Here is a 14193-nt window from a genome sequence, read left to right on the forward strand (position 1 = left end):
GATCGAGAACGCCAACAAACCCACCAAGGGATTGGTGGCTACGGCCATCAGCATCGTGGTGCTGGTGATCGGCGCCACGACCGTCTTTGCCGAACTGCAAAGCGCGCTCGATCGCGTGTGGGACGTGCCGCCGGCCGAAAAAACCACCGGCATCTGGGCAACCCTGCGCAGCCGCCTGCTCTCGCTGGGTTTCATCCTGGGCCTGGGTTTCCTGCTGTCGGTGTCGCTGGTTGTCAGCGCGGGCGTGGCGGCTTTCGGCGGCTGGGTGACAGGCCTTTTCCCGGGCGCTGAAGCCTTGCTGCAAATCATCAACAGCACGGTCTCCCTGGGCGTCGCCGCCATCCTGTTTGCCATGATTTTCAAGGTCATGCCGCAGGCCAAAGTCAGCTGGCGCGACGTCTGGGCGGGCGCCGCGGTGACGGCCGTGCTGTTTGAGATCGGCAAGGCGCTGATTGGCTTTTACATCGGCAAAAGCAGCGTGACATCGTCGTTCGCCGCAGCCGGTTCGCTGGTGGTGCTGCTGGTCTGGGTGTATTACTCGGCGCAGATTTTTTTGCTGGGGGCCGAGTTCACCTGGGTGTATGCGCATGACCATGGTTCACTGGCCACGAAGAGTAAAGCAAGCGAGGCATCCGCACCGGGCGGCGCCGCTGCCCGCGCCTCCGCACCCGCTGAACCGGCGCCCCCGGTTGCGGGATTTCCGGAAGATGAAGCGCCCCTGTACGCCCGGGCACGGCGCGGCCCGCCCCCGTTCACACAGCAGCTGGCCATTTACGGCGCCGTCGCGCTCGGCTTCGTCGGGCTGGGCCTGCTGCTGCGCCAGCGTGGCCCGCGCCGGGACACGCCCCGGGAGGATGGCTGATGGACTGGCCCACTCGGAACCACGGCAGCAGCAAGGCCGGGCTGGAAGCTTCACCGGCCAACGCAGCCGGCCGCTTGGTGCGCGTGCGCGGCGCGCGAGAGCACAACCTGCGCAACATCGACGTCGACATTCCGCGCGATGCGCTGGTGGTGTTCTCCGGCGTATCGGGTTCGGGAAAATCCTCGTTGGCCTTCGGCACCCTGTATGCCGAGGCGCAGCGGCGCTATTTTGAATCGGTCGCGCCTTATGCCCGCAGGCTGATCGACCAGGTCGGCGTGCCGGACGTCGACTCCATCGAGGGCCTGCCGCCCGCCGTGGCGCTGCAGCAGCAGCGCGGCACGCCGGGGGCACGTTCTTCCGTCGGCAGCGTTACCACGTTGTCGAGTTTTGTGCGCATGCTGTATTCGCGCGCCGGCAGTTACCCGCCGCGCCAGCCCATGCTCTACGCCGAAGACTTTTCGCCGAACACGCCGCAAGGCGCCTGTCCCCATTGCCACGGCCTGGGCCATGTGTTCGAGGTGACGGAAAAACTCATGGTGCCCGACGACTCGCTGACCATACGCGAGCGGGCCGTCGCGGCCTGGCCACCGGCCTGGCACGGGCAGAACCTGCGCGACATCCTCGTGACCCTTGGCTACGACGTGGACACGCCCTGGCGCGATCTGCCCAAAAAAGACCGCCACTGGATACTCTTCACCGAAGAGCAGCCGACGGTGCCGGTCTACCCCGGCTTCACGCCGGCCGAAACCCGGGCCGCGCTGCGCCGCAAGACAGAACCGGCCTACCAGGGCACTTTCACCGGCGCGCGCAAGTATGTGCTGCACACCTTCGCCACCACACAAAGCGCGCTGATGAAAAGGCGGGTGTCCCGCTTCATGGCCGGCAGCCTCTGCCCCGTGTGCGAAGGCAAGCGCCTCAAGCGCGAGGCTCTGTCGGTAACCTTCGCGGGCCTGGACATCGGCAGTTTCTCGCGGATGCCGCTTGATCGTCTGGCCGACGTGCTGGGGCCGGTGGCCGCGGGCCGTTTCGAGGGCGCCGATGCGCGCACCAAGCCCGGCCGCGCAAGCCTGAGCCGCGATGCGGCCAAAAAAGACACGGCGCGGCGCGTAGCCGGCGGCGGCGCCGCCCACGAAGGCGCCAGCGACGTGCGGCGCACGCCCAACCTGTCGGAAGAAAAACGCATTGCCGCCCAGCGCATCGCACAGGACCTGCTCGCGCGCATCGCCACCCTGCGCGAACTGGGCCTGGGCTACCTCTCGCTGGACCGAGCCACGCCCACGCTGTCGCCCGGCGAGCTGCAGCGACTGCGCCTGGCCACGCAAATACGCTCCAATCTGTTCGGCGTGGTCTATGTGCTGGACGAGCCTTCGGCCGGGCTGCACCCCGCCGACAGCGAAGCGCTGCTGCTGGCGTTAGACCAGCTCAGGCGCTCAGGCAACTCGCTGTTCGTCGTCGAGCACGACCTGGACATGATGCGGCGCGCCGACTGGCTGGTCGACGTCGGGCCGCTGGCCGGCGAGCACGGTGGCCGCATTCTTTACAGCGGACCGCCCGCCGGCCTGCAGGGCCTGGCCGATTCGCAAACGGCGCATTACCTGTTCGCCGGCGCGGTGCAGCAGGCCCGCACGCCACGCGCGCCCGCCGGCTGGCTGGAGCTGCGCGGCATCACCCGCAACAACCTGCACGGGCTGGACGCGCGCTTTCCGCTGCGCGTGCTGACCGCCGTGACCGGTGTCTCAGGTTCGGGCAAATCCAGCCTTGTCAGCCAGGCCCTGGTCGAACTGGTCTGCGCCCACCTGGGCCATGAGGCACAAGAGCCCGAAGAAGACGGCGATGAGGCGGGGCCCAGCGTGGCCTCTGAGACGCGCGGGAGGCTGCACGCCGGCATGGAAACCCTGCGCCGCCTGGTGCGCGTGGACCAGAAACCTATAGGCCGCACGCCGCGCTCCAACCTGGCCACCTACACCGGCCTGTTCGACCACGTGCGCAAGCTGTTTGCCGCGTCCAAGGCCGCGCGCGCCCGGCGCTACGACGCGGGCCGCTTCTCTTTCAACGTGGCCAAAGGCCGCTGCGACACCTGCGAGGGCGAAGGCTTCGTCAGCGTCGAAATGCTGTTCATGCCCAGCGTCTACGCGCCCTGCCCCAGCTGCCACGGCGCGCGCTACAACGAGCAGACACTGAAAGTCACCTGGCAAGGCAAGAACATCGCCGAGGTATTGCGAATGACGGTCGAGCAGGCCTGCGATTTCTTCGCGGGCGAAGCGGCCGTGCTCAAACCCCTGGCCCTGCTGCGGGACATCGGCCTGGGCTACCTGCGCCTGGGCCAGCCCGCGACCGAGCTGTCGGGCGGCGAAGCCCAGCGCATCAAGCTCGCGACCGAGTTGCAGCGCGCTCAGCGAGGTGACGCCCTGTACGTGCTGGACGAGCCCACCACAGGCCTGCATCCCGCCGACGTGGACAAACTGATGGCGCAACTTCAGGGCCTGGTCGACGCCGGCAACACGGTGATCGTGGTGGAGCACGAGTTGCGCGTGGTGGCCGCCGCCGATTGGGTCATCGACGTGGGTCCCGGCGCCGGCGAGCAAGGCGGTCGCATCGTGGCCGCCGGGCCACCGGCGGAGCTGTGCAAGTCGCCGGACAGCCGCACGGCACCCTACCTGCGGCGCCTGCTTGAGCCGTGCTCTCACAAAACGGACGGTGCCGCCACCGGTTCCGCTGCCGCGACGCAAAAATCCAAAGTACAAAACCGAGTTTCTTAAATCCGAATCGCACTTGAGGAGCGTCTGCACCGAATCGCGCAGCTGCTGCCTGCGAATCACCACGCGGCTGTTCCGGATGCAACAGCCAGGCTGCCCAACCTCGCCAAAACCACCGAAATCCGCCCTGAATCACTGGCATGGATGCTGCGTTGTTGAGCGCGTCAACCACTCACTCCTCATGCCATGAACATCACGCGCTTACTCGGCCTCGCCGCTTTGTCTTTCAGCCTGTTGGCCACCCAGAGCCATGCCGCCCCGCCTCTGGAAAAATCCGAAATCCGCTACCAGGGCTGGGCCGGCCAGGTCACCTGGATCGAACTGGCAGAAGACCTGGGCTACCTTGCGCCGCTCAAGGCCAAATGGGTGGGCAACACCATCAGCGGCCCGCAGGACATCCAGACCGTGGTCACCGGCGATGTCGACCTGGGCGGTGCCTTCAACGGTGCGGTCGTCAAGCTGCTGGCCAAGAAGGCGCCGATCAAGGCCGTGCTCGGCTACTACGGTGTGGACGAAAACACCTGGAGCGGCTACTACGTCAAGGAAGACAGCCCGATCAAATCGGCGCGCGACCTGATCGGCAAGAAGGTTGCCGTGAACACGCTGGGCGCACACCACGAGTTCATGGTCCGCGAATACCTGGAGCGCGCCAGGCTCAGTGAGGCGGAAGCCAAGCAGGTGACTCTGGTCGTCACGCCCCCGGTGACCGGCGAGCAGGCGCTGCGCCAGGGCCATGTAGAAGTAACCACCCTGGGCGGCGTGCTGCGCGACAAGGCGCGGGAGCGCGGCGGCATACGCCCGCTGTTCACAGACCGCGACCTGTATGGCAACTTCACGGCAGGCTCCATCGTCCTGCACAACAAGTTCATCGAACAAAACCCCAACACCAGCCGCCACCTGGTGTCAGCGCTGGCGCGCTCCATTGAGTGGGCACGCAACACCCCGCCCGCCGAGGTGCGGGCGCGCTTCGTCAGGATCATCGAAGGCCGCAAGCGCGCCGAGACCGCCGACACCATCCAGTACTGGAAGAGTACTGGCGTGGCAGGCACCGGCGGCGTGATCAAGGACAAAGAGCTGCAGATCTGGATCGACTGGCTGGTCAAGGACGGATTGCTCAAGCCCGGCCAGGTCAAGCCCACAGACCTGTACACCAACGCCTTCAATCCCTACGCCAACAGCGGCGACAAACTGGCGGCCGCCAAATGAGCGCCGCCAAGATCCGCTTTGAAAACGTCAGCAAGGAGTTCGTTGTTCGCGCTGACGACGGTGGCGCCGCCAAACTGTTTGTCGCCGTGCACGACGTGACACTGGACGTGCGCCCGGGCGAATTCCTCGTGCTGGTCGGGCCCAGCGGCTGCGGCAAATCTACCCTGCTCGACCTGCTGGCCGGCCTGGCGCTGCCCACCAGCGGCCGCATGCTGATTGACGGCCAGCCCGTCACCGGGCCGGCGCGCGACCGCGGCGTGGTGTTCCAGCAATATGCCCTCTTCCCCTGGCTCAGCGCGCTGGACAACGTGGCCTTTGGGCTGGAGGTGGCGGGCGTCGGCAAACGCGCCCGGCGCGAGAAGGCCGCGCACTACCTGGAACTCGTGGGCCTGACGGACTTTGCCAACCGCTTCCCGCATGAACTCTCGGGCGGCATGAAACAGCGTGTGGCCATTGCGCGCAGCCTGGCCTACGAACCCCAGGTGCTGCTGATGGACGAGCCCTTTGCCGCACTCGATGCGCAGACACGCGAGACGCTGCAGGAAGAGCTGGTCGAAATCTGGCAACGCACCGGCAAGACGATTGTGTTCATCACGCACGGCATTGACGAGGCCGTGGTGCTGGGCCAGCGCGTGGCCATCATGACCACCCGGCCGGGCCGCATCAAGCAGATCGTGGACATCCCCGAATCCTTGCGCAGCGGCACCGACGACGTGCGCTCGCTGCCGCTGTTCGGCGAGCTGCGCCACGAGATCTGGTCGCAGCTGCACGACGAGGTGGCATCTGCCCGCCGCGAGCGCCGCGCCCGTATTTCCTCACAACCCATCCTCAAGGAAATCGCCCATGTCTGACATCACCCTCAACGCAGGTGCCGCACCGCTGGCGCTTCACGCGGCGCCCTGGAAACGCTTGCAGGCGCAGCTTGCCAATGCCACCTGGCGCTCCGGCCTGATCGTGGCGCTGGCCTTGCTGTGGGAACTGGCGCCTCGCCTGGGCCTCACCGACCCGACCTTCCTGCCGCCGCTCAGCGAGGTGCTCGCCGCCGGCTGGGCGCTGGCCCTGAACGGCCAGCTCTGGGAGCACACCTCCATCAGCCTGGCGCGCTCGCTCGGCGGTTTGGTGCTGGCCATCGTGCTCGCCATTCCGCTGGGCCTGGCCATCGGCTGGTACCGGCGCCTGGGCAACACGCTCAATCCGCTGATTGAGTTGCTGCGCAACACAGCGCCGCTGGCACTGCTCCCGGTGTTTTTGCTGCTGCTGGGTATTGGCGAGGTGTCCAAGGTTTCCATCGTGGTGTATGCCTGCGCCTGGCCGCTGTTGCTCAACACCATCTCGGCCGTGCGGCAGGTGGATCCGCTGCTCGTGAAGTCGGCACGCACCATGGGTGCGACACCGCGCCAGCTGTTCCTGAAAGTGATCCTTCCGGCTTCCGTACCGACCATTTTTGTGGGTATCCGTCTGGCGGCGGCCTCCGCCATGCTGGTGCTGATCGCTGCCGAGATGGTGGGTGCCAAAGCCGGGCTGGGCTACCTGATCATCTACGCCCAGTTCAGTTTCCTGATCGCCGACATGTACTTCGGGATCATCGCCATCACGGCCATTGGGGTCACGCTGAACTTTGCGCTCCAGGCGCTGGAGCGCCACTTCACCGCGTGGAAAACAGTCTCCTCCCACAGCTGACTCCGTTACCAAAAGAAAGACATCCCTCATGACTCAACGCAAACTGCGCCTGGGCGCATTCATCATGGCCACAGGCCACCATATCGCGGCCTGGCGGCACCCCGGCTCCCAGGTTGATTCGGGCGTCAACATCGACCACTACATCGACGTCGCCAAAACCGCCGAGCGCGGCCTGTTCGACCAGGTGTTTGTGGCCGACAGCCCAGGCGTCGCCTTCCACGGCACGGACGAAGCCTTCAGCCGCCAGGGCCGTGTGTCCTATTTCGAACCCGTCACGCTGTGGGCGGCCCTGTCGGCCGTCACCAAACACATCGGCTTCGTGGCGACAGCTTCCACCACTTATGAAGACCCTTTCCTGCTGGCGCGCAAGTTCGCCTCGCTGGACCACATCAGCAAAGGCCGCGCCGCCTGGAACGTCGTGACCACGGGCGCCGACAATGTTTACGGTAATTTCGGGCTCGACAAGCACCCCGACCCGGAAGTCCTCTATGAGCAGGCCCACGAGTTCATCGACGTGGTGAAGGGCCTGTGGGACAGCTTCGAGGACGATGCCTTCATTCGCAATCCGGAGACCGGCAGCTACTTTGACCCGGCCAAGCTGCACGAGATCAACCACAGCGGCAAATACTTCAAGGTGCAAGGCCCGATGAACCTGGAGCGGCCGCCGCAAGGCTACCCGGTCATCGTGCAGGCCGGCTCGTCCGAGCCTGGGCGCGAGCTGGCTGCCGCCACCGCCGAAGCCATCTTCACGGCCTGGACCAGCCTGGCCGAGGCGCAGGCCTTCTACCGCGACGTGAAAGGCCGCCTGGCCAAATACGGCCGCCGGCCCGAGCAGTTGCTGATCCTGCCCGGCATCTCGCCCGTGATCGGCCGCACGCAGGCCGAAGCTGAAGCCAAGTGGGCCGAGCTGCAAAAACTCATTCATCCTTCCGTGGGCCTCAACACCATCGCCCCCTTCTGGCCCGGCGAAGACCTCACGAAGTGGGACCTGGACGCCCCGCCGCCCTATATTCCCGAGCCGCCCAAGGGCCAGAACAGTCGCGCGCATGTGGTGCTGGAACTGGCCCGGCGCGACAAACTCACGGTGCGCCAGCTCTACGAATACCTGGCCGGCGCACGCGGCCACTGGGTGGTGGTGGGCACGCCAGAGACCATTGCAGACAAGATACAGGAATGGTTTGAAAACGGCGCCGCTGACGGCTTTAACGTCATGCCGCCGGTGCTGCCCGAATCGCTCAACGATTTTGTCGACCTGGTGATTCCCGAGCTGCAGCGCCGCGGCATTTTCCGTACCGAATACGAAGGCAGCACGCTGCGCGAAAACCTCGGCCTGGACCGGCCGGCTAACCAGTTCACCGTCAAGGCGCAGAAAGTCGCCTGACGCCACCAAGTACCGCCAAGATTGCACCGTCTTCGCCAGATACCAGCTCCTTGATGGCAAAAACTGCGTCTTCCCGATAGTCCTTGATGGCCAGGCCAAACACTGTCGTGTCAATCGCGTTGGCCATCACGGTATAGGCGGCAATACCTCCGCTCCAGACACGCTCAAGCTGAACGATTCGTTCATCAAGTCCCGGGGATACTGAATGCTGATAACCCTCATAGCGGACCCCGGTATGCAACACAGTGACATGCTTTTCTTTTAAGGAATGCTCATGTGACCAGGAGCACATCGCCTTGTTGGGCTCCCCAAGACCATCGGTCATTGTGGAATGGAAGTCCTAGGTCCCTGAAGAACTTGCTGATTGCCTGTGCCATATGAACTGTGCCTCCCTTATCAGCCCTGCTGGGCAGCTGATTATTCCCTAACGCGTTCCCTGGAAATGCGAGTGGCTTGACGACTTAAAACACGAAGCGCAGAATTAATGCTTAAGGCGTCCGCCTGAGCTTCGAGCGGCTCAACAAAGACAGGTTTCCGGTRAGTTTCTATTTTTGTCCACCCCTTGCGAATTCGCTGGGCGCGGGTCAAGTAATCGCTCGATTGTCCCGTGTCAACCAGGAGAATTGCAATGGCTGTTGACCTACCAACCCTCTCGTATACTCTGCGCCAAATCAGCGCAAACTCCAAGTTCCCCTTGAAACTCGGCCATGCGCATCAGCTCGTGGCTGCAGTACTTGGATACAAGTCCCTTGCCGCCTACCAGGCGGCGGTTACCAGCGGTGCTGAACACCAAGACCTAGGCAGGGTCAAACATGTGGCCTTGAACCAGCCCATGCTTGCAACCCKTGCCGATGACTTAAATGTGGGGCACTCCGCGGCATCGCTTGCTCCAATGCTTAAATCAGTGCTGGAGCAGTGCATACCTGCCGTGCACGTTCATATGTCTGAAGATAAGTTCGAGGATGTACTGCGCGACTACATCGACAACGTAGCCGTAAATGACAACGACACCGCAAGCGAAATGGCAAGCACCAACGGCGATGGCATCGACGAAATCTATATGCCTTTCGACCTGTCCATGATGGAGACACCCGAATCAGGCAGTGTGTGGGTGCTTGATATTCAAGGTCACATAGGCATGAATATCGATACAGAGCGCCCATACTCGGGCCACCAGATTGACATTGAGGCGCAGCTAACCCTTGAGCGGATGGGATTGGCTACTTTCGGGGAATATCACTGCAAGGTAATCCAGGCCAAACTGGACTATGGCTGGAGTGACGACGACCAAGACGACGCCCCAAAGATGTCATTGGCAGAGGCCTTAGCTGCTGAAATGGGCCTCACCGTGAAAGAGGCGGAAGACTTAGTGGATGCAGACCCCGTTCCTACCGAGGGCCATGGGGGCACCCCCACAGGTTACGAGTTCGACTTCACCCATTTCGCACCCCGGAAAACAGCGAAGAAGATATTGAAGAAGTACCAATCGTTGCGGGTCCACGTGCCCCAATGGTTCTTTAATCAAGTCACCGTAGAGCAGTAGACGCATGCCCTTCCTAGTTTCCCCAGATACTGCGAAGGGGCTGCCTCTCCACTGCGCAGCCTCAGTTGGATAACTTCCGTTATTAAGCAGCGACAGCCACGGGTGCCGCTGAAGTCTTGCCGGCGCCAGCAGGCTGCGCCGACTTCCCATGCACGCGTGAACGGCGGCCGTCCACGCTGATCGGCACGTCGCCGGCCAGCGTGACGCGGCGCACGATGCGCTTCTGATCGCCGTAGTCGTTGATGGCGTAGTGCTGGGTGGCACGGTTGTCCCAGATCACCACGTCGCCCTGGATCCAGCGCCAGCGCACGGTGTTTTCAAGGCGTGTCACATGGCTTTGCAGCACCGACAGCAGGTGCTGCGAATCGGTGCTGGAATAACCCACCAGCTTTTTGGCGAAGTGGCCGAGCACCAACGTGCGCTCGCGGGTTTCGGGGTGCACGCGCACCACCGGATGCTCGGCTTCATGCAAGGTGCGGGTGAAAACCTCGCGGTAATGCCGTATGCCTTCGCTCGACACTTCGTCTTCGCTGCGTGAGGCGGCATAGTCGTAATCGTTGCCATGAATCACCCAGAGCTTTTCGGCCAGCTCGCGCAGCGCGGGCGGCAGGCCCTGGTAAGCCAGCGCCGTGTTGGCCCACACGGTGTCGCCGCCGGCGGGCGGGATCACCACGCCGCGCAGCACCGATATCTTGGGAGGGTCCACAGCGAAAGTCACGTCGGTGTGCCAGGAGTTGGCACGCCCGCCATGTTCCGAATCCAGCTCAAGGATGAAGCCCGTGCCCTGGCGCACCGGCACCGTGGGGTGCGGCACCGGCTCGCCCAGCCGCTTGGCAAAGGCTTCCTGCGATGCGTCGTCCAGATGCTGCTGGCCGCGAAAGAACAGCACCTTGTGCTTGAGCAGCGCCTGGTTCAGCGCGGTGATGGTGGCGCCTGGCAGGTCGGCCGACAGGCGCAGGCCGCGCACCTCGGCGCCAATGCGGCCGGCGACCGGGTGGATGTCCACGGGCAATGTTGTCATGAAGAAGCTCCTTGTGTCGTTGATAAAACAGGCGGCAGAAATGACGCTGCTGACAAGCTTCTACGCATGACTTGTGCCAGTGAAAACCGGGCATCGGCGAGTGTTTTTCCGCCGTGTTGCTGCAATCGAAACAGCCTGGCAGGAGTGGGTGAGGGAAAGTGTTCAACGGCTGCTGTGAACACAGCACCCCATCTGCAGTTACTGTGACAAGGAAGCGGTGTGATCTTCTGCCACGCCATCAGCGTGCGCAGGCCGGTCGAGCAAGCCATGCCGCTTGAGCAAGGTTCGCAGCACATTGCGCGAAAGGCCCAGCAGGTGGGCTGTCTGCACCTGGTTGCCATGGCAGAACTCAAAGGCCGTCTTCACCAGCGTGGCCTCGACGGTGTCGAACAAGCCAGGCTCGGCCTGCTTCATGCGCTGCAGCAACACCTCGCGCAAACGGTCTGATTCAGCACCCTGCACCGCGCCAGTTGATCCCTGCACCACGGGAGCCGGCTCCGGCGGAGCAACAGGTGCGGCCGGCGGAGCGGCGCGGGACGCCAGGCGTGCAGAGCGGTGAATGCCCTGCAGGTCTGCGACATGCAGCGCTGCCGCCGGCGCCACAATCAGCGCGTAATGGATGACGTTTTCCAGCTCGCGGATATTGCCGGGCCAGTCATGGGCCAGCAGGGCCTGCTCCGCGTCGGGCGAAAGGCTTGCATCCTTGACGCCCAGGCGCGCGGCGTAGCTCGCCAGGAAATGGCGCGCCAGCGGCAGGATGTCGCCGGGCCGCTCATACAGCGGGCGCAGCTCCAGCGTGGCCACGCTCAGGCGGTAGTAAAGGTCGGCGCGAAAGTGGCTGGCGTTCACCGCGTCGCGCAGGTCGACGTTGGTTGCCGCAATCAGGCGCACGTCCAGCGCAATCGGCTTGCGTGAGCCGATGCGCACCACCTGGCGCTCCTGCAGCACGCGCAGCAGCTTGACCTGGAGGCTCAGCGACAGGTCGCCAATTTCATCAAGGAACAGCGTGCCGCCATCGGCCGCCTCAAACCAGCCCGCGCGGGCGTGCGCAGCGCCGGTGAAGGCGCCGGTTTCATGGCCAAACAGTTCGGCATCGATCAACGACTCGCTGAAAGCRCCGCAGTTCACCGCTACAAAAGGCCCGCTGCGCCTGCTGCCCTGGTGGATCCGGCGCGCCAACAACTCCTTGCCGGTGCCGGTTTCACCAATGATCAGGACGGTGGCGTCGGTCGGCGCGACCTGGTCGACGCGCTCCAGCAAGGCCAGCGAGCCGGGGTCTTCGAACACCAGCGCCTTGGCGCGGATCGACAAGGCGCCGGCATTGGGAAGGGTCAGCAACCGGCTCATGCTTTGCGCTCCGCCTGGCTACGCTCAGAACCCGGGCAGCACAGCGCCCTTGAACTCGGCCTGCACGTACTTGCGGATTTCTTCCGAGTGGTAGGCCTTGACCAGCTTGGCCACCCAGGGCTTGTCTTTGTCCTGCTCACGCACGGCCAGCAAATTGACATACGGTGACTTGGCGGCTTCCTGGGCAATCGCGTCCTTGGGGTTCAGCCCGGCGGAGAGCGCATAGTTGGTGTTGACGGCCGAGGCGTCGAGGTCGTCCAGCGAACGTGGCAGCTGGGCAGCGTCGAGCTCCACAAACTTCAGCTTCTTGGGGTTCTCGATCACGTCCAGCGGCGTGGCCTTCAGGCCTGCTTCGGGCTTGAGCTTGATCAGGCCCTTGTCCTGCAGCACCAGCAGCACACGGCCACCATTGGTCGGGTCATTGGGAATGCCGAAACGCGCGCCCTCTTTCAGCTCGGCCAGGCTTTTCACCTTTTTGGAATAGAGGCCGATCGGGAAGTTGACGGTATAGCCGACGTTGACGATCTTGTAGCCGCGGTCCTTGACCTGCTGGTCGAGGAAAGGCTTGTGCTGGTAGCTATTGCCGTCCAGGTCGCCCGCGGCCAGCGCGGCGTTGGGCTGGATGTAATCGCTGAACTCGACGATCTGGATCTTCAGGCCGTCTTTTTCGGCGATCTTTTTGACCTGCTCAAAAATCTGCGCGTGCGGGCCGGCAGTGACGCCGATCTTCAGCGGCTTGTCTTGCGCCAGAACGGCGCCGGAGAAGGAGGTGGCCAGCGCGAGTGCGAGGGCAGACTGGATGAGGGTGCGTTTTTTCACGGTGTTTCCTTTTTGAAGATGAATGAATCTGGAATGAAACGAATGAATCTGTTGTGGACCTGAAAGTCGGCTCTCAGGCCATTCAGGAAGTAAATCTGGCTCCAACCCAATAGGGACGTGCGCGAGCAGCTATCAAAAGCATAGCGATCAACATCGCCGCGCGTTGTGGAGTGATGGCGTCATCGGTGGCTCAACCTGCGGACGGCCCAGTCGCCCAGGCTTTGCACCGCCTGCACAAACAGGATGAGCACCAGCACCACCGCCAGCATGACTTCAGGCAAAAAGCGCTGGTAGCCGTAGCGGATACCCAGGTCGCCCAGCCCGCCGCCACCAATGGCGCCGGCCATGGCGGAATAACCCGTCAGGCTCACGAAGGTGATGGTCAGTCCCGCGACGATGCCGGGCAGCGCCTCGGGCAGCAGCACCTTGAAGACGATTTGCCGCGTGGTCGCGCCCATGGCCAGCGCGGCTTCGATCAGCCCGTGGTCCACCTCGCGCAGCGAGGTTTCCACCAGCCGCGCAATGAAGGGCGCCGCCGCGATGGTGAGCGGCACCACCGCCGCCGCTGTGCCGATGGAAGACCCGGTGATGAAACGCGTCAGCGGAATGATGGCCACCAGCAGGATGATGAAAGGCGTGGAGCGCACGGCATTGACCAGACCGCCAACGACACGGTTCACGCCCGCGTTCTGCAGCACGCCGCCCTCATCCGTGAGCCGCAAAAACACGCCGAGTGGAATGCCGATGAGCGCACCGACCGCGCCGGAAATTCCCACCATGACGATGGTTTCCCACAGCGAGCTGACAAACAGCTCCAGCAGGGCTTGTGAAAAATTGCTGAACATGACTTAAACCCTCCCGCCCACAGCCAGCTCACCGCCGACCTGGTCTACATGCACACCGGCGCCGCGCAAATGCGCCACCGCTGCGTTGAGCTGCTCGCGCGCACCGCGCGCAAACACTGCCAGTGAACCGAAAGGCTTGCCCTGGATCTCATCGACCTGCCCGTGCACGATGGACAGGTCAATGCCGAAGCGGCGGATCACGTCCGACAGCAGCGGACGATCCGACTCGTCCCCCGCAAAGGCCAGGCGGAGCAGTTGCCCTTCTTCGGGATGCTCGGCGCTCATCAACGTGCGTATGCGCGCCAGCACGCTGTCGGGCAAGTCTTGCGGCACGATCTCGGCGATCAGGCTGCGTGTGGTTTCGTGTTGCGGGCGTGTGAAAACATCGATCACCGGGCCGCTTTCAACAATGCGGCCGGCGTCGATTACCGCCACGCGGTCGGCCACCTGTTTGATCACCTGCATCTGGTGCGTGATCAGCACGATGGTGAGGCCGAATTCCTTGTTGATCTGGCGCAGCAGGCCAAGGATGGCCCTTGTGGTTTCCGGATCCAGTGCAGAGGTCGCCTCGTCCGACAACAGCACCTTGGGCCGGTTGGCCAGCGCACGCGCAATGCCCACGCGCTGCTTTTGCCCGCCGCTGATCTGCGCCGGGTAGCGGTCCGCCAGGGCGCTCAGGCCGACCAGGTCCAGCAAGGGCTCAACACGCGCCTTGATGTCCGCGGCTGACAGC

Annotated in this window: 13 protein-coding genes; 7 read left to right on the forward strand and 6 right to left on the reverse strand. The window is 63.8% G+C overall.

Going from position 1 to position 14193, the window contains the following annotated elements; all coding sequences use genetic code 11:
- The 6 genes from AC1D0Z_RS10450 to AC1D0Z_RS10475 form a co-directional block, all read left to right on the forward strand.
- A partial coding sequence (locus AC1D0Z_RS10450) for a YihY/virulence factor BrkB family protein (protein WP_477658180.1) occupies window positions 1–862 on the forward strand: 862 nt, incomplete at its 5' end.
- Window positions 862–3621 (forward strand): excinuclease ABC subunit UvrA, encoded by a 2760-nt coding sequence (locus tag AC1D0Z_RS10455; RefSeq protein ID WP_477658181.1) that lies wholly within the window; start codon window positions 862–864, stop codon window positions 3619–3621. The genes AC1D0Z_RS10450 and AC1D0Z_RS10455, both read left to right, overlap by 1 nt.
- A gap of 183 nt (window positions 3622–3804) precedes the next feature.
- Window positions 3805–4824 carry an ABC transporter substrate-binding protein gene (locus tag AC1D0Z_RS10460; RefSeq protein ID WP_477658182.1) on the forward strand — a complete coding sequence of 340 codons (1020 nt, stop codon included), beginning with the start codon at window positions 3805–3807 and terminating at the stop codon, window positions 4822–4824.
- Complete coding sequence (locus AC1D0Z_RS10465) at window positions 4821–5675, forward strand: ABC transporter ATP-binding protein (protein WP_477658183.1); 855 nt, start codon at window positions 4821–4823, stop codon at window positions 5673–5675. Before AC1D0Z_RS10460 ends, AC1D0Z_RS10465 begins: the two co-directional genes overlap by 4 nt.
- The gene (locus AC1D0Z_RS10470) at window positions 5668–6504 is read left to right on the forward strand and encodes an ABC transporter permease (RefSeq protein ID WP_477658184.1); all 837 of its coding nucleotides are present in this window, start codon (window positions 5668–5670) and stop codon (window positions 6502–6504) included. The genes AC1D0Z_RS10465 and AC1D0Z_RS10470 overlap by 8 nt, the downstream gene beginning before the upstream one ends.
- A 28-nt stretch (window positions 6505–6532) precedes the next feature.
- The gene (locus AC1D0Z_RS10475; protein ID WP_477658185.1) at window positions 6533–7885 is read left to right on the forward strand and encodes an LLM class flavin-dependent oxidoreductase; all 1353 of its coding nucleotides are present in this window, start codon (window positions 6533–6535) and stop codon (window positions 7883–7885) included.
- On the opposite strand, the gene AC1D0Z_RS10480 is transcribed toward AC1D0Z_RS10475, so the two are convergent.
- Complete coding sequence (locus AC1D0Z_RS10480) at window positions 7863–8210, reverse strand: hypothetical protein (protein ID WP_477658186.1); 348 nt, start codon at window positions 8208–8210, stop codon at window positions 7863–7865. The genes AC1D0Z_RS10475 and AC1D0Z_RS10480 overlap by 23 nt on opposite strands.
- A 303-nt stretch (window positions 8211–8513) precedes the next feature.
- On the opposite strand from AC1D0Z_RS10480, the gene AC1D0Z_RS10485 reads away from it, so the two are divergent.
- Window positions 8514–9428, forward strand: coding sequence for a hypothetical protein (locus AC1D0Z_RS10485; RefSeq protein ID WP_477658187.1), 915 nt, complete (start codon window positions 8514–8516; stop codon window positions 9426–9428).
- Window positions 9429–9510: 82 nt separating this feature from the next.
- Here AC1D0Z_RS10485 and AC1D0Z_RS10490 read toward each other — a convergent pair whose 3' ends face one another.
- The 5 genes from AC1D0Z_RS10490 to AC1D0Z_RS10510 form a co-directional block, all read right to left on the reverse strand.
- A complete protein-coding gene (locus tag AC1D0Z_RS10490; RefSeq protein WP_477658188.1) occupies window positions 9511–10449 on the reverse strand; it encodes a TauD/TfdA dioxygenase family protein in 939 nt (312 codons plus the stop codon).
- Between the two features lie 198 nt (window positions 10450–10647).
- A complete protein-coding gene (locus AC1D0Z_RS10495) occupies window positions 10648–11796 on the reverse strand; it encodes a sigma-54 interaction domain-containing protein (protein ID WP_477658189.1) in 1149 nt (382 codons plus the stop codon).
- Between the two features lie 24 nt (window positions 11797–11820).
- Window positions 11821–12615: a MetQ/NlpA family ABC transporter substrate-binding protein gene (locus AC1D0Z_RS10500; RefSeq protein ID WP_477658190.1), complete on the reverse strand. Its 795-nt coding sequence runs from the start codon at window positions 12613–12615 to the stop codon at window positions 11821–11823.
- 179 nt (window positions 12616–12794) lie between these two features.
- Window positions 12795–13460 carry a methionine ABC transporter permease gene (locus AC1D0Z_RS10505; protein WP_457278549.1) on the reverse strand — a complete coding sequence of 222 codons (666 nt, stop codon included), beginning with the start codon at window positions 13458–13460 and terminating at the stop codon, window positions 12795–12797.
- Between the two features lie 3 nt (window positions 13461–13463).
- Window positions 13464–14193 (reverse strand): NIL domain-containing protein (locus AC1D0Z_RS10510; RefSeq protein ID WP_477658191.1); only part of this gene is annotated, 730 nt, incomplete at its 5' end.

This window comes from Polaromonas sp. P1_E3 (assembly GCF_056405935.1).